Origin of the sequence: Arthrobacter sp. AZCC_0090, assembly GCF_014207375.1 — a bacterium.
In the GTDB taxonomy this organism is placed as follows: Bacteria; Actinomycetota; Actinomycetes; order Actinomycetales; family Micrococcaceae; genus Arthrobacter.
The window spans coordinates 49518-69797 of the sequence record NZ_JACHEE010000011.1 but is presented as its reverse complement, the minus strand read 5'-3'; the positions used below and the strand labels follow the sequence as shown (position 1 = coordinate 69797).

Genomic DNA, 20280 nt, shown 5'->3' with positions numbered 1-20280 from the left:
AATAGGTCCTCATGGTCCCCGGGAAAGCTAGGCGCCCGTCTTCCCGGCGCGGCGTACGGGTATGAACGTGCGCGGCGGCCCGTCCGCGGTCAGGAAATTGACAATCAAGCCGGCGAGGAGATCCGGCTGTTCCAGTGGAAGCCCGTGGGACGCTCCCGGAACGACCGCCAATTGGCCTTCGGGCAGGGCTTCGTACAGCGAGACGGTATGGGGCAACGTGACCACGTCGTCATCCCCCACCACGACGAGCGCCGGTTGGGTGATTTGCGCGATGTCGGTGGTGGTAAGCGTCGGCTCCGTAGTGAACATCGCGACACTCTTGCCAAAGACAACATCCAAGTGTTCCGGCCCGTCTGGAGACCGCTCGATATAGGCCTTTCCGAGTTCCTGCGCAATGGGCGATTGCGGGTCCATCTCGAAAGGAACCGTGCCGTTGTAGTGATAGTTGGTACCAATGACTACAAGCTTTTGCACGAGTTCAGGCCGCCGGAGCGCAACGAGGAGGGCAACGATCCCACCGTCACTCCACCCCACCAGATGAGCCGGGCCGCCAATGACGTCCTCAAGCACTCGAATCGTCTCGGTGGCCATGTCCGCGTAGTGGAACTCGGCGTCCGTGTCCGCCGTATAGCCGTGTCCGCGACGATCGAAGGCGACCACACGGAACCGATCCGACAGGCCTGGTCCAATGCTTCTCAGCAGATCGTCACTGTTGCTCAGGCCCCCGTGCAACAGCAGGAGGGGCTCGCCGGGACCACCCCGGTCTTCCACCCACGTTGGGTGTCCGTCAACGTCCGTCAGTTCAGCCATGCGGCCATTGTCCTCCCGCGTCCCGGGCGCCACAACGGCTTATCGGTTGTGCCTCAGGGTCACAACCCGTACTTCTCCAGCAGCCTCAGCCACACCTCACTGATAGTGGGGAACGACGGCACCGCATGCCACAGCCTGTCCAGGGGGATTTCCCCTACAATCGCGATGGTCGCGCCGTGCAAAAGCTCGGCCACCCCCGGCCCGGCAAACGTCGCACCAACCACCACTTTCCGGTCCTCGTCCACCACCAGTTGTGCCCAGCCCTTGTACTTTTCCGAGTGCAGTTGGGCGCCGGACACATTGATGGGGACCTCCACCGCTGTGGCGTTGATGCCCTTCTGCAGCGCCTGCTTGAGGCTTGGTCCCACGGTTGCCACTTCCGGATCCGTGAACACCACGCTGGGGATGGCAAATTCGTCGGCCGTCTTTGCCTGGGCACTCCAGGGTTTCGGGGTACCGTGCAGGGTTCCCTTGGCCCGGGCCACGATGGCGTCACCGGTAGCCCGCGCCTCGTACTTGCCCTGGTGTGTGAGGAATGCCGATCCCACTGCATCGCCGGCGGCGTAGAGCCACAGCCCGCTGGTGCCGTCGCTTGCCGGGCCCTCGACCAAGCCGCTCGAGTCCGTGGTGAGGCGCAAAGCCCTGCCCTCTTCGGCGTCGAGCCCTACATTCCCAAGTCCCAAATTGTCCAGGTTCGGCCGCCGGCCCGTGGTTACCAGCAGCTGATCACAGCTTAGGATCGAGCCGTCGCCGAGCGTGACGCTGAATGAATGGTCCTTGTTTTGTTCGACGCGGGCTGTGTCCGTCCCGAGGCGGAGATCGACGCCGTCGGCCCGTAGCCCTGCCGCAACCAACCCGGCGGCTTCCTCGGGGAACGCGCTGAGCAAGCGGCCGCGCGCAACTATCGTGACCGACGAGCCTAAGCGGGCGAACGCCTGGGCAAGTTCGACTCCGGCAACCCCGCCTCCCAGCACCACGAAGCGCGCGGGGACATGCCGGGCAGAGGTGGCGCCTCGGGTTGTCCAATACGGGACGTTGCGCAGGCCATCAATATTCGGGATAACGGGCGTGGATCCGGTGGCTACGACCACGGCATGGTGAGCCTTGAGTGAGTAGCTGTTGCCGTCCTTGCCATCCACGAGGACTTCGCGCGGTCCGGTGATGCGCGCCCGGCCCCGGATGAGTTCGATGCCTGTGTCCACGAGCCACTGCACGGCGCCGTCGTCCTGCCACTTGTTGGTGAAGTAATCGCGGTATTTCAGGACAGGCTCGGCGTCCAGGACCTTCGTGACGGAGTCGGCCGCCCCGGGCACTGACTGGGCGGTGTGCAGGGCGGTTCCAGGCCGAAGGAGCGCCTTGGACGGTATGCAGGCCCAATATGAGCACTCCCCGCCGACGAGTTCAGCCTCCACAATGGCCGCGGTAAGGCCGCCCCGGACCACTCTGTCTGCCACGTTTTCGCCCACCGCTCCGGCGCCGATCACAATGACATCGAACTCCCGGATATTCTCCTCAGCCATGGGAGAAGCCTACGCCCGGACGCAGGCTGGGATCAGGGACCCGGCGACGGATTCTGCTGGATCATTCCTAGGCGCGAAAACGCGGGGACTGAAATTGCGCGGTTCTTTTCCGGTGCGATGCGAATGATCCAGCAAAATCCGACGGGATCATCAAGGGCAATGCCGCGAGCCTGCGTCCAAGGCCGCTGCATGGCGGTCTCGCGGGGTAGTGCTTCTTAGCGGTGCGCCTCGCCCAACTAATCCCCACCGCCACCCTCGCCTCGCAAGCTCGGCCAGGGAACCCTGGCGGCGTGGGCCCACGCAGTGCGTGTCGTTTTGAGCCGTCTAAACGACTGCGAGCTAGATGGGTTGGGTGTGGCTAGGCGGTGCGGCCGACGCCGATGAAGGATAGTCCCGTGGTGGGCAGCGGCTTGAAGCCCGAGAGCTTCTTCTCGTCCCATGCACTCGGGAGTTGACGGTGGAAGAGCGGGTACAGGGGGACTTCCTCGGAGACGAGGTCCACGATTTGGCCGGTGATCTTCTTGGCATCAGCAGGCGCGGCCTGCGAGCCCTTATCCACCAGACCCTGGAGCGTGGCACTTTCCGGAGTGGTCCAGTAGGCACGCTTCGTCATCCAGGTGGCGCCGGAGTAGAACCAGCTCAGGAGCAGGTCTGCGTCGTTGCCGAAGAGGGAGGGGTCGCCCGGGGCCGCCACTACCGTGAAGTCGGCCTTGCCAACCCTGTCCGAGTACAACGCGCCGGACTGGAGGTTCTTTGCCGTGACCTTGACTCCGGGGATCTTGTTCCAGGATTCCAGCATCAGCGGCGCAACGTCCTTGACCCATCCCGTGTCCGTGGTGAGCAGTTCGAATTCGAGGTTGCCCACGCCGGCCTGCTTGAGGAGGTCGGCGGCCTTCTGGGGATCGTAGCCGTAGACGTTCTTGGCCTTGACGTAGTCCGGGTGGCCCTCCTGGAAGTACGACGACGCAGCCTTGGCATTGCCGAACAAGGCCTTCTTGATGATGGCGTCCTTGTCTAGTCCGTAGTGGAGTGCCTGGCGGACCAGCTTGTTGTCGAAGGGCGCCTTCGCGCAGTTGAACATCAGGAACAGGAGACCGAAGGACTGCACGGATTCAACCCGCGCCTTGGACTTGAGTCCATCCATGTCCAAGTAGGGGACGTCTTCGATCGCCTGGACGCGGCCCGACTGGACCGCGGTGACGCGGGCGGCGGCGTCTGAGAGCAGCAGCCAGGTCATGCCCTTTGCGAGTGCGGGCTTGGGGCCGTTGTAGTCCGCGAATGCTTCGAAGACGATCTTGTCGTCCTTGAAGGCCGAGATGAGCTTGTAGGGGCCGGAGCCGACTGGCTTGGCGTCGAATCCCTTCTGATCAGTAGAAGCCAGTGCCTTAGGAACCACCTTCACCACGGAGATTCGCGGTCCGAAGCCGGGGAAAGGGTACTTCAGCGAGAACTCGACCGTCTTGGCATCAAGCGCCTTGACGTCCTTGATGAATGGAATGAACTGGGAGAACAAGGACTTGTTGGCCGGGTCCATCACGCGGGTGAAGGAATAGGCCACATCTTCCGTGGTGACGGGGAAGCCGTTGTGGAACTTGGCGCCGTCGCGGATGGTCACCTGGTAAGTGGTGTCGTTGATCTTCTTGGGGTCGCTGGCGGCGAGTGCGTTGTAGGGCTCGCGGGTGGCCGGGTGGAGTTCCACGAGGCCTTCGAACACGTGCAAATTGGCGGCCAGAGGCGTGGCGCCGGAGGAGGTCAGCGGGTCGAAACCCGTGGACAGGGCATAGGAGATGCCTGCCTCGATGGTGAGGTCCTTATTGACGGTAGCGGTGTTGTTCGCTCCGCCCGTGGTGGTGGCGGCGGGACCGCCGCATGCCGAAAGGGTTGCGGTGAAGGCTGCGGCAGCCCCCACTGCTCCGCTCAGCTTGAGGAAGTTGCGTCGGCTGGCGTCATTGACCAGCGGCAGTTTGTTCATCGTGTTGCTCATAAGATGCCTCACCATTCAAGTTTTCTGGCTGCGGCTATCGGAGCCTACCGGCGGGCGTCCTACGGTGCGCCTGCCTTGTCGGGGGCCCAGTCAAAAATCAAGCAAACATCTATGAAGGAGATGGGACATCCGATATTGTATGTTGCGAAGCACTGTATTCCGGTGGGCGCTAGGCTCACCTCAACATTAACACCGCACTGATTCCTTGTCCCGGTTCCTGAAAGGGGGCCGGCCAGGAATGAGTACTTTTGCAAGGAGAGCCATGACCACTTCCGGTGTCGTTCCGCAGGCGCGGTTCAGCGCACAGGCCCGGCTCAGGGCACTGCAGGCGGACATTATGGAATTGATCCTCGAACGCGAGCTCGAGGCGGGCGATCCTTTGCCCACGGAAAACGAACTCTCCGTGGCGCTAGGGGTAGGTCGCAACACCCTGCGCGAATCCCTGAAAGTGCTGCAGGCCCTGGGTGTCATTGAGATTCGCCATGGCTTCGGCATGTTCGTCGCCCCCAGCAACTTCGAAGCACTCGCGGATGGCCTGACGTTCCGGGGCCGCCTATCGCTGCGCCATCAGGGCCTTGAAGCGCTGCAGCTCGTAGATGTGCGCCAGGCCCTCGAATCGGGGCTGATCGGCTCATCGATGGATGTGATGACTACGGAACAGCTCGCCTTGATCGAAGAATCCGTCAAGCAGATGGAAGAGCTCGCGCAGGCGGGGGAGAACTTCGTAGCCGCCGACGCCGAGTTCCACCGTCGGCTGTTCGAACCGCTGAACAACGAGCTCCTCATCAACCTCATGGGCGTCTTCTGGAAGGTCTACCGGAAGATCCACGTGGAGATCGGATCCGCCAACGAAGACCTCGTAGCCACCGCGGCGATGCACCGAAGCATCTATACCGCCGTCGCAACCGGAGACAAGACCGCCGCCGCCGAACTGCTCAACCGCCACTTCGACGGGATCCGTCGCCGCATCAGCGAGGCCGTCGCCGCGTAAGCCTGGCACCCAAGCGCAAGGGCCGCCGTCGTACTTTCTCGTTAAGTACGTACGGCGGCCTTGGCGTTTGGAGCTATTCCGTCAGGCCGCACTGTCGTCCCCTTCTTTGACGTCGGAAAGCGCTTGCGACACGGCGACTCACGTCATTTCGGGTCTCGGCAGCGGCAAAGAGGGTCAGGACGGCGTGGCCCAAAACCGAAGCCCGAATTTAACGAAAAAAGACCCGCACCGAGCACGGTGCGGGTCTTCATTTGTGCGCCCAGAGGGATTCGAACCCCCGGCCTTCTGTTCCGTAGACAGACGCTCTATCCAGCTGAGCTATGGGCGCATCTTGGTGATTCTCGGGAGTTTCAAACTCGTTCCCCCCTCGAACCTCAATAAACTTTACGCGAGATCCCTGTTCGTGCCAAATCGACGTGGTGTAATCTGCCTAACTAGACCGGTCTATGTGACCTTAGTCACTAATTTTGCAGTTTTAGGACCAAAGATCCTTGATTTTTAGCGGTTTTGCTCCGAAATGGTCAAGAGATCCCATGTCCGAACCCAGATTGGTCTACTCCGCGACCCCTAGCATTTAGGACACACCACTGAACCCGAGGAAGGGAACCACGATGGGCGATCTGGCGCGACTGCCGCTGCTTGAGAAGGCACCTACTACGCATGCACGCCTGCTGGCCTGGGTCGAGGAAGTAGCCGAGCTGACACAGCCGGACCGCATCCACTGGGTTAACGGCAGCGAAGCGGAATACAAGAAGCTGACCGACGAACTCGTCGCGGCCGGCACCCTGAAGAGGCTGAACCAAGAGCTCTTCCCCAACTCTTTCGCCGCATTCTCCGATCCTGCGGATGTTGCCCGCGTAGAAGAGCAGACATACATCTGCTCCGAGAAGGAACATGACGCCGGCTTCACCAACAACTGGATGGCTCCGGCCGAGATGAAGCAGAAGCTGCGCGGACTGTTCGCCGGCTCCATGCGTGGCCGCACCATGTTCGTCATTCCGTTCGTCATGGGCCACCTGGACGCCGAGGACCCCAAGTTCGGCGTCGAGATCACCGACTCCGCCTACGTTGTTGCCTCGATGCGCATCATGGCCCGCATCGGCACCGACGTCCTGGAACGCATCACCCAGACGGACGCGTTCTTCGTCCCCGCGCTGCACTCCCTGGGTGCTCCGCTGGAAGCCGGCCAGGCCGACGTTGCGTGGCCTTGCAACCCGGACAAGTGGATTGTGCACTTCCCGGAAGAGCGCTCCATCTGGTCCTACGGCTCCGGCTACGGCGGCAACGCCCTCCTTGGTAAGAAGTGCTACGCCCTGCGCATCGCGTCTGTCATGGCCCGCGACGAAGGCTGGCTGGCCGAGCACATGCTTATCCTGAAGCTGACCTCGCCTGAGCAGAAGAACTACTACATCTCTGCCGCGTTCCCCTCCGCTTGCGGCAAGACCAACCTCGCGCTGCTCGACCCCACCATCAAGGGATGGAAGGTGGAGACCCTCGGCGACGACATCACGTGGATGCGCTTCGGCAAGGAAGGCGAGCTCCGCGCCGTCAACCCCGAAGCCGGCCTGTTCGGCGTCGCTCCCGGCACCGGTTGGGGCACCAACCCCAATGCCATGCGCGCCATCGCCAAGGGCAACAGCATCTTCACCAACGTTGCGCTGACCGACGACGGCGGCGTGTGGTGGGAGGGCATGACGGTGGAAACTCCGGCGCACCTGACCGACTGGCAGGGCAACTCCTGGACTCCCGAGTCCGACAAGCCCGCTGCACACCCGAACTCCCGCTTCTGCACCCCGATCGACCAGATCGACATGCTGGCCGAGGAGTACTTCAGCCCCGACGGCGTGGAACTCTCCGCGATCCTCTTCGGCGGGCGCCGGAAGACCACTATCCCGCTGGTCACTGAAGCCCGCGACTGGTCCAACGGCATCTTCATGGGTTCCACGTTGTCCTCCGAAACCACCGCTGCCGCGGCCGGTGCGGTTGGCGTCGTGCGTCGCGATCCCATGGCCATGCTGCCGTTCATCGGCTACGACGCGGGCGACTACCTGAACCACTGGGTCAACCTGTCAGCCAAGGCGAACCCGGAGCGTCTGCCCAAGATCTTCCTGGTCAACTGGTTCCGTCGCACCGCCGAGGGTGGCTTCGCATGGCCCGGCTTTGGTGACAACTCGCGCGTCCTCAAGTGGGCCATCGAGCGACTTGAAGGCAAGGCCGACGCCGTCGAGACCCCCATCGGATTCGTGCCGACCGGCGAGTCCATCGACCTCGAAGGCCTGGACATGACTCCTGCCGAGGTGGAAGCCGCAGTCCGCGTCGACCCCGCCGAGTGGGCAACCGAGTTGGCGTCGATCGAGGAATGGTACGCGAAGTTCGGCGGTTCCCTGCCGGCTGCGCTGATCTCGGAGCTCGAGGGCCTTAAGGCCCGCCTGGCCTAGGTCCCCGCTGCCTCCCCAGCGTGGGCCCAGGCAACCGAACGACGGCGGTCCCGCACCTTGTGTCCTCAAGGTGCGGGACCGCCGTCGGCGTTTCATTGACCAGGCATTGTGCCGCGTTTGCGGCGAGAGTAGCTTTTAGAGAACCAGCAGTTCTCTAATTTTCCGGGACCGGGCCATGGACGATGCCCAGCAGCACACAGAGAAAGTTCACTCTGCCATCAGGACGGCGCTGCCTGGAATCCTGTTGGTGATGTTCCTCGGAACGCTGGACCAAACTGTCATGGCCTCGGCCCTGCCCACCGTCGCCGGGGATCTGGGCGGCCTGGATCAGATGTCCACCATCATCACCGGCTACCTTGTCGCCGCCACAGCCGCCATGCCCCTCACGGGCAAACTTGGCGACGCTTTCGGGCGAAAACGGATCCTGCAGGCTTCCCTCATCTTTTTCATCATCGGCGCGGGACTGTGCTCGTTGGCGCAGTCGGTGCCGCAGCTCATCGCTTTCCGCGCGATTCAGGGCATCGGCGGCGGAGGGCTCATGATCGGAGCACAATCGATCATTGGCGAACTTGTCAGTCCTCGCGAGCGGGGCAGGCTTCTGGGCATTATCGGCGCAGCCTTCGTCATGGCCGCGGTTGCCGGACCTTTGGCTGGCGGTGCGGTGGTTGATCATTTCTCCTGGCGCTGGATCTTCTACTTCTATGTTCCGTTCGGATTGGCTGCCCTTGCCGTGGTGACCTTTACACTGCGGCTCCCGGCCACTCCGCGCGGACGACGAGTGGACTACGGAGGCGCGGCCTTGCTGGGGCTTGCGATTGTGTCGGTGATCTTCCTCTCCAGCGGCGGCTACCCGGGGCAGGTTTGGGTGTCCCCGGTCCTCGGGGGTGTGGCTCTTGTGGCACTGGCGGCTTGGCTGTTCAGGGCGCGTCGCACGGCTGATCCGATCATCCCCTTGTCCCTGTTCCGGGATCCTGCCTTTGCCATACCGACAGCAGTGAGCTTCCTGGTCGGTTTTGCGATGTTCGCCACGTTGAATTACCTTCCGGCGTTTTTGCAGGTGGGGATGGGCATGTCGGCAACGGCCTCGGGCGGCATGTTGATTTCGCTGATGGCCGGGCTTCTGCTCACGACGTCGGGATCGGGTGCGCTGATCACCCTCACTGGACGCTACAAGCTGTATCCGGTGGCCGGGACGCTGCTTGCGGTTCCCGGGCTCTGGCTGTTCAGCACCATGGACTCGAGCAGCAGCCCGTGGCTCGTCCTGCTCTCCATGCTGCTTCTCGGTCTGGGAATCGGGCTCGTCATGCAGGTCATGGTACTGGTGGTGCAGAATTCCGTGGAGCGCCGGGACCTTGGTGCTGCGACGTCCACGGTGACCTTCCTTCGCCAGGTGGGCGCCGCCGTCGGCGTGGCTGTTCTGGGTTCCCTGATCACGGCGCGATTTGCCGCAGCGGTCCCGGCCTCACTGGCGGCCGCGCTGGGCAGCCGCATTAATTCCTTGACGCCGAAGACCCTGGAAGCGCTGCCGGCCGCGGACCGCATCGCGGTTGCCCAGGCGTTCGGACATGCGCTTCCGCCGGTTTTCGGTTTTGCCGCTGTGGTGTTGGCTGTGGCATTCGTTTTGACGCTCTTCCTTCCCGAGCGGGAGTTGCGGACCACCGCGCACTCGGACACCGCGCTACCAGAACCTTCCGACGCCGCCGACAGCACCGCACGAGGAGCCCAAGATGACTGAGAAAACCACTGCCCCTCTGACCGCTTTCTGCGCGGGGGACATCGCCGTCGCAGGCGGCAAGGGTGCCGCTTTAGGCGAACTTGCGCGCGAGGGATTTCCGGTGCCGCCGGGCTTCATCATCACCACGAACGCGTACCTGTCCTTCCTGGCAGAAACGAAAGTGGGGATTGAGTTGGATAGCCTGCTGTTCGGCTTGAGCGGTGCGCCCGACGGCGGTGCGCGCGGCGGTGCGCGCGGCGGTGCGCCCGACGGCGGAGCGTCCGGCGCCGCTATCCGGACCCTCTTTGCCGAGGCGGAAATGCCTGTCCCGCTGCGGCAGGAGATCCTCGATGCCTACGCGAACCTGGGCGGCGGGGCGGTCGCGGTCCGGTCCAGTGCTACGGCGGAGGATCTTCCGGGAGCGGCGTTTGCCGGCCAGCAGGACACCTACCTCAACGTCATTGGCGAGGAAGATGTCATCCAGGCGGTCTCGAGTTGTTGGGCATCATTGTGGACGGACCGGGCTATGGCCTATCGGCTTCGGCAGGGAATCGACCCGCACGAGGTGGCCATCGCCGTCGTCGTACAAAAAATGGTGCCGGCCGCCATGGCGGGTGTCATGTTCACAGCGAACCCGGTCACGGGCGAGCGCGGTGAAATGGTGGTGGACGCGAACCCCGGGCTGGGGGAGGCCGTGGTCTCGGGGTGGGTGACGCCGGAGCACTACGTCCTGGACGGCTCGGGAAAGGTTCTTGGTTTCACCCCAGGTGGCCGCGAGGTGATGATCAGCGTGGCAGCGGGCGGCGGTACGCGGGAAAGGGCTGGTGCGCCGGGGGCCAAGCCTGGGCTCGCCGCGGGGCAATTGGCGGAGCTGGCCCGCCTGGGACGGGAAGCCCAGGAGCATTTCGCTCGGCCACAGGACATGGAGTGGGCTGTGGCCGGGGGCGTGCTGTATGTGCTGCAGTCGCGGCCGATGACCGCGCTCCCGCCTCAACCGCCCAGCCTCAACGCGGTCCAACGGCGGGTGGGGCCGTTCTTCATCGAGATGTTCCAGGAACGGCCGTATCCGCTGGATGTCTCCGGGTGGATGAGCCGAGGAATCTTGGGCATGCTGCGGGGGATGGCCGGAAGCGTGGGCGTGGTCTTTCCCACGGTTGAGGAGTTGTTGCCGGAGGAGGACGGCGTGGTGGTTCAGCTCGTCCCGCCGGTGCCGCGCCCGACCCTCCGGACCCTTGCAGCGCCCGTGTCTTTGCTGCGACGGTCAAGGCAATTCAAGCCAGACACGTGGACCCAAGATCCGCGCTTCGCCCGGTTCCTTGGCGAAATCGAACGGCTGAACGGAATGGATCTCGGTCCGCTGCGCTGGCGTGCGGTCATCGAACTTGTGGAGGAGTGCTTCGCGACGATGCAGGCGATCGGGGATCTCCGGGTTTCTTACCTGCCCGGAATTCTCGTGCCGGTGCTGAAGATGCGCTTGATGCTTCTGTTCCTGGGCAAGACAAGGCTTGCGCCTGCGCTGATCGCCGGCGCGGAAACCCGGACGAGCCAGGCGAATCGGGCACTTGAACGGCTCGCTTCCCTTGCGGCAGACGACCCCGGACTGTCACGCGCCTTTCGTGAAGCAGACCCCCGCCAGCTGCTGGACCAGGTCGAAAAGGCTCCAGAGCATCGCGCTTTCCGGGAGGCGTTCCAGGAGTTCCAGCTGGAATACGGACACCGGGAAACCACCAGCGTTGTCCTGAGCAGTTCGCCTACGTGGTCCGATGCCCCCGAGGTGGTGCTGGGGCTGGTGAAGGCCATGTCCGGAGAGCGGCATCAAGCGGCCGACCAGACCGGTACAGCGATTGCGGAATTGAAGCGTCACCCGGCACTCCGCTTCGAACCGGTGCGGCGAAGGGTGCTCGCCGCCGTCGAGTCCGCTCGGGCCGGAATGGCTTTCCGCGAGGACAGCCACTTCTACGCCACCAAAGCCATCCCGCCGATCCGCCGCGCCTACCGGGAGCTCGGCCGGCGGTTGGTACTGGGTGGCGTGATCGACGCACCGGACGACATCTATCACTTGCGGTTCGAGGAATTGGAGTCCATCACGGACGCGGACGACGGCGGTGCGCTGCCGGCTTCCCTGCGTGACCGTTACCGGCCGCTGGTGCTGGCGCGGGCGGCGAAACGGAGGGAACTGGAGGGCATCCCGCTGCTTGATCCGGTTTTGCTCTTTGGCCGAGGCCGCCAGGTGGACGGGGCCCTCGTCTCCGGTACTCCGGCCAGCCGCGGCCAGGCAAGCGGGCTTGTCCGGGTGATCCGGGGGCCGGCCGAGTTCGGCCAGCTCCGCAGCGGCGAAATCCTGGTCTGCCCGTACACCAACCCTTCGTGGACGCCGTTGTTCCAACGGGCCGCGGCGGTTGTGGTGGATGCCGGAGGGCTTGGCTCGCATGCGGCGATCGTGGCCAGGGAATACGGAATTCCGGCAGTCATGGGCACCGGTTCGGGGACCAGCACCTTGGCCGACGGGCAGCGGGTGCTCGTGGACGGAAGCCTGGGAGTGGTCCTGCCGACCGCTTCGCCGGGGGATGTTTGACATGCCGAAGCAACAGGAGTTCTTGCCGGAGCAACAGCACCGCGTGCCGGTGCAGCAGGATCATCGCAAGCTGCCGCGCCGGCGCGGAGCTGCCTTGAACAGTGCAATTTTCGAAGCAGTCCGGGCGGAGATCGCCGAATCCGGGTACGCCGCGCTGACCATGGACAGCGTCGCCGAGCGCGCCAGGGCGAGCAAAGCTTCTCTCTACCGGCGGTGGCCCGGGCGGGCAGCGTTGGTGCTCGAGGCAGCCTACGATGCCATGCCCAGTCCGTCGTCCGCGCCGGATACGGGTAGCCTGCGCGGGGACGCCCTGGCGATCCTGCGGCTTGTAGCGCAACAGCTGGAAGGAGCAGTGGGCCAAGCCATGCGCGGGCTGTTAGGGGAGGCACTCCAGAACCCATCGGTGGCCGCAGAAGTCCACGAGTACACGCGCGGCAACGTAGGGAAGATCATGCGAGCCATTATTGAGCAGGCTGCGGCACGCGGCGAATGTGATCCCAGCGTGGCCACGGAGACGAGAATCGAGGCCGGACCCGCTTTGCTGCGGCAGCGGTTCATCTTCTCGGGAACGCCCATCGATGATGAATTCCTGGTGAAGGTGGTGGATGAGGTGATGCTGCCGCTGCTGGTTGCCGGCCCGCCGGGGGTGCCGGCGGGCTAGCAGCCGTGGTTGTTGGCCAGGCTTCGGGACCCAACTAACTCGCAGTTGTTGTCGTTATGCGCCCTCTGAACGACATCTACTGCCAGTTAGTTGGCCAGCCAGATGTCCGGCCCGAAGACTTCGTAATGAACCTTCGTGGCAGGAATTCCGGCATTGATGGCTTCGTTGCGGATGTGCTTCATGAACGGCAGTGGTCCGCACAGGTACAAAGATGCGTCGGCCGGCAGGTCCACTTCGCGCAGTGACATGAAGCCCGCATTGGACCCGGGCTGCGGTTCCTCCAGCCAGAGCTGGAGTTCGGCTCCATCCAGCCGCTCGACGTCGTCCGTCATCTGCCCGCGCAATGCCCAGCTGTCCAGATTGCTCTCGGCGTGCAAGACCAGGACCTTGCGGTCCGAGCCGGAATCTGCGAGCGAGCGCAGGATGGATGCTGTGGGTGTGCAGCCGATGCCGGCCGAGGCGAGGATCACCGGCCCGTCTCCGTCCTTGAGAGTGATCTCGCCGTAGGGGTTGGAGATCTCCAGGACGTCGCCGACCTCCACCGTGTTGTGCAGGACGGGTGAGACCTCGCCGCCGTCGTCGATCTTTGTAGTGAAGCTGCGGCTGGTGCCGGCATCACCGGAAAGGGAGTACTGACGGACCTGGCGCAGGCCGTCCGGGAGGGTGACCTTGACGCTGATGTATTGACCGGGCAGTGCTTCGGTGATGGGCGTATTGTCTGCCGGTTCCAGCGTGAAGGTCATGGATCCGGTTCCGGCGGGAGCCTTGGACGCGACCTTCCAGGGACTCCACATCTTGCCATTGGCCTGCGCCGCGTAGAGTCCCTTCTCGAGCTTGATCAGGGCGTCCGCCATGAGCCAATAGACCTCAGTCCAGGCTTCGGCGATTTCCGGGGTGATGACTTCGGCCAAGTCCTCTGCGATGGCGGCGAAGAGGTGCTCGTAGACCACGTGGTACTGCGCCTCGGTGATGCCCAGCGATGCGTGGCGGTGCGCGATACGGGACAGCACGGTCTCCGGCAGGGTGCCCGGGTTGCTGACCAAGTGGCTTGCGAAAGCGGCGATGCTGCCGGCAAGGGCCTGCTGCTGGTTGCCAGAGCGCTGGTTCGAACGGCTGAATAGCCCGTCAAGCAGCTCGGGGTGCGCAGCAAAGAGGCGTGAGTAGAACTTGGGGGTGATGTCACCAATCCGGGAGCCGACCAGCGGCAACGTGGCCTCGATGACCGGGAAGGACTTGTCCGAGAGCATAGGAACTCCTGTCGTAGTGGCCCGTTGCTTGCATACGGACCGAGATCAATACTCGTATTTGAAATGCAAGTATCTATGACTAAGTTCTACACGCTGTAGAAGACTCTTGCCAATCGACAGGGCTGGGGACCGTCGGCGTGCGTCACAGCCTGGGCTTACGGTCCGGGCTTACAGCCCGGGGCGCAAGCCGATCGCTTGGAATGCCGGCGCCATTTGACGCATGTGTGGCAAGGAGGAGACGACGACGTCGTCCAGTTCCCGGTAGAAGGCCTCCCGTGCTCGGGCCATGGCGTGGCGCAAGCCGCATTCGGTGATGAGTGGGCAGTCGCCGTTGGCGGATTGGCACTCCGCGGGATCCGCCCTGGTATTCAGCTCCCGCAGGAGCTGGCCCACTGTGGCTTTTTGTCCGGCTGCGCTGAGCCGGGATCCGCCGTTGCGGCCACGCTCGACGTCGATCAGGCCGAGCTCCCGCAGCCGAACGATGGCCTTGCTGACGTGGTGGTAGGGAGTCCCCACGGCGTCTGCGATGTTTTGGGTCGTCAGGAGTTCACCTGCGGGCGCGGACGACAGAACCAGGAGCGCGCGCAGGCTCACATCCGCGAAGGCATTGATCTTCATGCCAACAAGCTTACGGAGTCAGGTCTAGTCCACCCAGACGAGGGGTTCGTTGGTGTCGGCTTCGGCGGTGTCAAAGGTAAAACCTTCGGTTGTCTGGACATAGGGGACAACGGCTGCCATCAGCCCGCCGGCGCGATGCTCAGCCGCGGCGTGAATCCCGTCCGAGCCGTGTTCCGGAAGGATGACGTCGCTGGCGATGGCCACCGCGCGGTATCCGTCACGGCCTTGGCGGAGCAACTCGAGGATATCTGCCAGCATCGACTCGGTATCGACGTTTCCCTCGTCGTCCGGCTCTCCGGGAGTGACGAAGACGAGCCGGAGTTCGTCGTCGTCCGCGAGCGTGACGGCGAAGGGAAGGAATCCACCGTTTTGTTCCAGGTGTTCCTGCGCCGTCGCCAGAGCCGCTCCCAAGGTCTCACGGACTTCGCGGAGCTCGCGTTCCTCGGTACTTTCGAGGGTATTGGTACTCATGCTGCTGCTCGTCTTCCGGGCCGCAGACTAATCCCGGACCAGTGCGAGGACACGGTCGCGGACCTTTTCCATGGTGGCCACGTCCTTCGCCTCGGCGTTCAGGCGTAGGAACGGCTCCGTGTTGGACGGTCGAAGGTTGAACCACCAGGTGCCGTCCTTCGCGGTGAAGGTGCTGCCATCCATGGTGTCGACATCGACGTCTTCGCCGTCAAAATCGGCGCGGACGCGCTCAATGGCTCCCGCTTTGTCCTCGATTTCGGAATTGATTTCGCCGGAGGAGACGTACGGCTCGTACTCGCGGCCAAGTTCGGACAGCGGGCCGTCCTGCTCGCCCAGTGCCGCCAACACGTGCATGGCTGCGAGCATGCCCGTGTCCGCGTTCCAGAAATCGCGGAAGTAGAAGTGCGCCGAGTGTTCGCCGCCGAAGACGGCACCTTCTTCAGCCATGACGGCTTTGATGAACGAGTGACCCACGCGGGTGCGGACGGCGCGGCCGCCATCTGCGGCGACGAGCTCGGGGACAGCCCGCGAGGTCAGCAGGTTATGGATGATCACGGGAGTTTCTTCACCTGCGGCCTGGGCGCGCGCGATTTCGCGACGCGCAACCATGCCAGTGATCGCAGAGGGGGATACAGGTTCGCCCTTCTCATCGATCACGAAGCAACGGTCGGCGTCGCCGTCGAAAGCCAGGCCGATGTCCGCGCCGTGTTCGATGACCGCGGCTTGCAGATCGCGCAGGTTTTCTGGCTCAAGTGGATTGGCCGGGTGGTTCGGGAAGGAGCCATCCAGCTCAAAATACAGGGGGACGATCTCGAACGGCAGGGCAGGAAGCAGTTCGTTACCGAGCACGGCAGGCGTGGTCAGTCCGGCCATCCCGTTTCCGGCGTCGACCACGATCTTCAACGGACGGGAGCCTTGGAGGTCAACCAGGCTACGCAAGTACTCGGAGTAGTCCTTCAGGACATCGCGGACACTGATTTTTCCTTGGGCCTCGGCAGCAGGGATGCTGCCGTCGTTGAGGTACTTCTCCGCCAGTGCCTGGATTTCCTTGAGGCCTGTTTCGGACGAGATCGGCTGCGCGCCGGCCTTGGACATCTTGATGCCGTTGTACTCGGCCGGGTTGTGGCTTGCGGTGAACGTGGCGCCGGCAGCATTGAGAGCGCCACAGGCGTAGTAAAGCTCGTCGGTGGAAATGAGGTCAAGCAGCTGGACATTGGCGCCACGGCGGGCGGCGCCGTCAGCAAACGCCTTGATGAATTCGGGGGAGGACGGTCGCATGTCGCCGCCCACCAGCACCGTCTCGCCTGCGAGGCCCAGAGTGTCGACGAACGCGGCGCCGACCGACTCCACGATGTGGGACGTGATGGATTCGCCGACGATTCCCCGGACGTCATAAGCCTTGAAGGAAGCCGAGAGGTCGAATGTCTTGTTCTGCTCGCTAGTCACGCGCTCAATCTTACTGTGGAGCGCGGTTGGCACTACGCCAGCGGCCGGCTATGTGGAAAACGTTCGTCCACATAGATGAAGTTCCAGGTTCTGGCTGTCTGCGGGTGCTGGAATACTGAAGGCATGCCCAACAACCCGGATGCTGCTCTTCTTGCGGCGGAACAGTCCACCACCCGCCTGCAAGCCCTTGAGGTACTGAGGGAGCTTGTGGGAAGTACGGACGCGCAATTCCACGACGGCCAGTATGAGGCGATCGAGGCCCTGGTCGACGCCGGACGGCGCGCCTTGGTGGTGCAGCGGACGGGCTGGGGCAAGTCCGCCGTGTACTTCGTCTCGTCGTTGTTGTTGAGGCGTCGGGGCGCGGGACCTACGCTCATCGTTTCGCCGCTGCTGGCGCTCATGCGGGACCAAGTCGCGGCAGCCGCGCGCGCCGGCGTCCGCGCCGTGGCGATCAACTCCGCCAATCAGCTCGAGTGGGACAACGTTCGCGAGCAACTGGCCGCGGACGAGGTGGATGTTCTCCTGGTTTCGCCGGAGAGGCTCACCAATCCTTCGTTCCGCGAAAACCAGCTTCCCGAGCTCATCCGCCGTACCGGCCTCCTGGTGATTGACGAGGCACACTGCATTTCGGACTGGGGCCATGATTTCCGTCCCGATTACCGGCGTATTTCCGATCTCATCGAGCAATTGCCGGGAAGCGTCCCTGTGCTGGCAACCACCGCCACGGCCAACTCCCGGGTGGTCCATGACATCGAGGAACAACTCGGCGCCGGTGTGCTCACCATCCGAGGAGCGCTTGGCCGGGAGTCCCTGCGGCTGGGCGTCTTGAAACTCGCAGACTCGAGGGATCGCCTTGGCTGGCTGCTGACACATCTGGCCGACATGCCAGGCAGTGGAATCATCTACACCCTGACCGTCTCCGCAGCGGAGGACACCGCCCGGCTGCTCTCCGAGGCAGGCCACAACGTCTTGTCCTACACCGGTCGCACAGACCCTGCCGACCGCGAACGTGCTGAGCAACTCCTCAAGGACAATCAGGTGAAGGCTCTCGTGGCCACCTCGGCGCTTGGGATGGGGTTCGACAAACCAGACCTCGGTTTTGTCATCCACCTTGGTGCTCCCTCATCGCCGGTGGCCTACTACCAGCAAGTGGGCCGTGCCGGCCGTGGCGCCGCCAATGCCGATGTGCTCCTCCTGCCCGGATCCGAGGACCGCGAGATCTGGCAGTATTTTGCCACAGCCTCCATGCCATCAGAGGAAAAGGCGGCGGCCGTCCTCGACGTCCTGGCCGAGTCCGGATCCGCCTTATCCACCGTGGCGCTTGAAGCGAGGGTGGACCTGCGCCGCACGCCCCTGGAACTCCTGTTGAAGGTCCTCGCGGTGGATGGCGCGGTGGAGCGCGTTGGCGGTGGCTGGAGGTCCACGGGACGTCCATGGACCTATGACGCCGAACGCTACGCACGCATCGCCGAGGCCCGGGTGGACGAGCAGGACTCCATGGTGATCTATCAGGACACCGCTGGATGCCGCATGGAATACATCACCGCTGTCCTGGACGACGAGTCGGCACGTGCTTGTGGCCGCTGCGACAATTGCGGCGGCATGTGGTTCCCAGCGGACGTGGCTGCAGCAGCCGCCGACGCCGCGGGGCAGACTCTCCGGCGCGCGGGTCTCGCACTGGAACCACGGCTTCAGTGGCCCAGCGGCATGGACCGGCTAGGTGTTGCCGTGAAGGGCAAGATCAAGCCCGACGAGTTGCTGGCCGAAGGCCGTATCCTGGCCCGCCTGACTGACCTCGGCTGGGGAGGGGCCCTCCGCGCACTCTTTGCCGCCGGCGCAGCTGACCGCGACGTCGAGCCTGCCATGTTGCAGGCCTGCGTGCAGGTGCTGCGCGAATGGGCTGCCGGAGACGGCCGATCCGCAGGGTGGAGCGGGCAAGGACGGCCCGCGGCCGTGGTGAGCATCCCGTCCAGGAACAAGCCTGCACTTGTCGAGTCCCTGGCTCGCGGCATAGCAGGGATTGGCCAGATGCCATATCTAGGTTCTCTCCAGCTCCAGCACGGCGGGCCTACTGGCGGGAGGGGTGGCAACAGCGCATACCGGCTGGCCGGTGTCTGGGACCGCCTTGTGGTAGGTCCGGAACTTGGACAGAACCTCGCGTCGCTAGGCGGTCAAGGCATCCTCTTGGTCGATGACTTGGCGGACAGTCGCTGGACCATGGCTGTTGCCGGCCGCGCTCTCAGGCAAGCCGGAGCAGGACCGGTGTTGCCTCTCGTCCTCGGTCAAGCAGCTTGAGCGGCTCGGCATCGGACGTCGTCCAGTCCGAGTCCAAATGGCAGCCACGGCTCGCATTGCTGGTTGCCGCCACCTTCTTCATGGAGTTCCTGGACGGCACAGTCCTCACCACCGCCATGCCGAGCATCGCGGCCGACTTCAAAGTGGTCTCGGCCGATGTCAACATCACGATGACTGCCTATCTGGTGACCGTGGCCATGGGAATTCCGCTCAGCAGTTGGCTAGCAGAACGCTTTGGTGCACGTCGGATCTTCTGCCTGGCGATCGCCGTGTTCACAGTTGCGTCGCTGTTGTGCGCGGCCAGCCAGGACCTCACCCTGCTGACCTTGAGCCGGGTGGCGCAGGGGGCCGGCGGGGCCATGATGGTGCCGGTCGGGACTCTCGTCGTGCTGCGGGGCACACCCAAGTCGGAGCTCCTCCGAGCCACGGCATTCCTCGTTTGGCCCGGCTTGCTAGCCCCCGTTTTGGCGCCGCTTGTGGGCGGAGCTTTCACTACCTATCTTTCCTGGCACTGGATCTTCCTGATCAACCTACCGCTGGGGCTTGCTGCCTTCATCGCTGCCGTGAGGCTGGTTCCGCGTACAGGAGGCGATGCCGGCAGGCGGCTCGACTGGCCGGGGCTCACCCTGACTACCCTCGGCGTCGGATCGCTTGTGGTGGGCCTGGAAGGAGTTGGCGGTCATGGCGCGGGCGCGGTCCCGGCAGTCGTGTTGTTGGCTGGAGCTTTTGCTTTGGCAGGGGCGGCCTGGTGGATGCTCAAGGCCAAGACTCCGCTCTTTGATCTCCGGGTCTTCGCCACCCGGACCTTCCGGGCCACCTCCACCGGAGGCTTCGTCTATCGGCTGACCATCAGCTCGGTGCCTTTCCTGCTGCCGCTGTTGTTCCAGGACGGCTTTGGCTGGGACCCCCTCAAATCCGGTGCCATGGTGGCCGCTGTCTTCATTGGCAACATCGGCATCAAACCCGCTACAACGCCCATCATCCGCCGCTTCGGCTTCAAACCCGTGTTGGTCGTCGCGTCGCTCGCCTCGGCCGTCACCTTTGTCGCTTGCGCAGCGCTCAACGCCGGAACCCCGGAACCGTTGATTTTTGCCTTGCTGCTGGCCAGCGGAGCCTTCCGTTCCATCGGCTTCTCGGCCTACGCGTCTGTGCAATATGCGGACATCGTGCCGGGGGAGCTTCCCTCGGCTAACGCAGTCTCAGCCACTCTGGTGCAACTGGCCGCGGGTGCCGGCATTGCCGTAGGGGCACTTTTCCTGCGTCTTTTCGATCATGCTTCACTCTTTGGCGGCGGCCCTTCCTCGGCGTACCGCGGCGCTTTCCTCGCCATGGCTGCGGCGATGCTCCTGAGCACCGTGGACAGCCTCACCCTGCACCGGCATGCTGGGGCTGAAGTCAGCCGTGTTGTGGGCAAGCCGGAGAAACGTCGGGGCTAGGAGCGCTAGGGGCAGCCAAAACGCCGGAACCCAGCACGGAGATTCCGGCGTCTTTTGGCTGCCCGGTGACTTGC

14 protein-coding genes and 1 tRNA gene are annotated in these 20280 nt (G+C 63.9%); 7 read left to right on the top strand and 8 right to left on the bottom strand.

Annotation, left to right across the window (positions count from 1 at the left end; genetic code table 11):
* Positions 1-27 precede the first annotated feature (27 nt).
* The 3 genes from HNP00_RS16920 to HNP00_RS16910 form a co-directional block, all read right to left on the bottom strand.
* On the bottom strand, positions 28-810 hold the full coding sequence (locus HNP00_RS16920) for an alpha/beta fold hydrolase (RefSeq protein ID WP_184740892.1): 783 nt from the start codon (positions 808-810) through the stop codon (positions 28-30).
* A gap of 59 nt (positions 811-869) precedes the next feature.
* Positions 870-2330 (bottom strand): NAD(P)/FAD-dependent oxidoreductase, encoded by a 1461-nt coding sequence (locus HNP00_RS16915; RefSeq protein WP_184740891.1) that lies wholly within the window; start codon positions 2328-2330, stop codon positions 870-872.
* 358 nt (positions 2331-2688) lie between these two features.
* Positions 2689-4329: an ABC transporter substrate-binding protein gene (locus HNP00_RS16910; RefSeq protein WP_184740890.1), complete on the bottom strand. Its 1641-nt coding sequence runs from the start codon at positions 4327-4329 to the stop codon at positions 2689-2691.
* A 247-nt stretch (positions 4330-4576) separates the two neighbouring features.
* On the opposite strand from HNP00_RS16910, the gene HNP00_RS16905 reads away from it, so the two are divergent.
* Entirely contained in the window at positions 4577-5305 is a 729-nt protein-coding gene (locus tag HNP00_RS16905) for a FadR/GntR family transcriptional regulator (RefSeq protein WP_184740889.1), read from the top strand.
* 254 nt (positions 5306-5559) lie between these two features.
* Here the strand turns inward: HNP00_RS16905 and HNP00_RS16900 are convergent.
* A tRNA-Arg gene (locus tag HNP00_RS16900) sits at positions 5560-5633 on the bottom strand.
* Between the two features lie 283 nt (positions 5634-5916).
* On the opposite strand from HNP00_RS16900, the gene HNP00_RS16895 reads away from it, so the two are divergent.
* From HNP00_RS16895 to HNP00_RS16880, 4 genes are all read left to right on the top strand, one after another.
* Positions 5917-7743 carry a phosphoenolpyruvate carboxykinase (GTP) gene (locus HNP00_RS16895; RefSeq protein WP_184740888.1) on the top strand — a complete coding sequence of 609 codons (1827 nt, stop codon included), beginning with the start codon at positions 5917-5919 and terminating at the stop codon, positions 7741-7743.
* Between the two features lie 175 nt (positions 7744-7918).
* Positions 7919-9478, top strand: a complete 1560-nt coding sequence (locus HNP00_RS16890) for an MFS transporter (RefSeq protein WP_184740887.1) — start codon at positions 7919-7921, stop codon at positions 9476-9478.
* Positions 9471-12032, top strand: coding sequence for a PEP/pyruvate-binding domain-containing protein (locus HNP00_RS16885; protein WP_184740886.1), 2562 nt, complete (start codon positions 9471-9473; stop codon positions 12030-12032). Before HNP00_RS16890 ends, HNP00_RS16885 begins: the two co-directional genes overlap by 8 nt.
* A 1-nt stretch (position 12033) precedes the next feature.
* Positions 12034-12693, top strand: a complete 660-nt coding sequence (locus HNP00_RS16880) for a TetR/AcrR family transcriptional regulator (RefSeq protein ID WP_184740885.1) — start codon at positions 12034-12036, stop codon at positions 12691-12693.
* Positions 12694-12779: 86 nt separating this feature from the next.
* Here the strand turns inward: HNP00_RS16880 and HNP00_RS16875 are convergent, their stop codons facing one another.
* The 4 genes from HNP00_RS16875 to HNP00_RS16860 form a co-directional block, all read right to left on the bottom strand.
* Entirely contained in the window at positions 12780-13940 is a 1161-nt protein-coding gene (locus HNP00_RS16875; RefSeq protein WP_184740884.1) for a globin domain-containing protein, read from the bottom strand.
* Between the two features lie 168 nt (positions 13941-14108).
* The gene (locus HNP00_RS16870; RefSeq protein WP_184740883.1) at positions 14109-14558 is read right to left on the bottom strand and encodes an Rrf2 family transcriptional regulator; all 450 of its coding nucleotides are present in this window, start codon (positions 14556-14558) and stop codon (positions 14109-14111) included.
* A 24-nt stretch (positions 14559-14582) separates the two neighbouring features.
* Positions 14583-15029, bottom strand: a complete 447-nt coding sequence (locus HNP00_RS16865; RefSeq protein ID WP_184740882.1) for a hypothetical protein — start codon at positions 15027-15029, stop codon at positions 14583-14585.
* A 27-nt stretch (positions 15030-15056) separates the two neighbouring features.
* Positions 15057-16475 carry a phosphomannomutase/phosphoglucomutase gene (locus HNP00_RS16860; RefSeq protein WP_184740881.1) on the bottom strand — a complete coding sequence of 473 codons (1419 nt, stop codon included), beginning with the start codon at positions 16473-16475 and terminating at the stop codon, positions 15057-15059.
* A gap of 123 nt (positions 16476-16598) precedes the next feature.
* Between HNP00_RS16860 and HNP00_RS16855 the strand changes: the two genes are divergently transcribed.
* Both HNP00_RS16855 and HNP00_RS16850 read left to right on the top strand, forming a co-directional pair.
* Positions 16599-18770, top strand: coding sequence for an ATP-dependent DNA helicase RecQ (locus HNP00_RS16855; RefSeq protein ID WP_184740880.1), 2172 nt, complete (start codon positions 16599-16601; stop codon positions 18768-18770).
* Positions 18767-20206 (top strand): MFS transporter, encoded by a 1440-nt coding sequence (locus HNP00_RS16850; protein ID WP_260405028.1) that lies wholly within the window; start codon positions 18767-18769, stop codon positions 20204-20206. The genes HNP00_RS16855 and HNP00_RS16850 overlap by 4 nt, the downstream gene beginning before the upstream one ends.
* Positions 20207-20280: the final 74 nt, after the last annotated feature.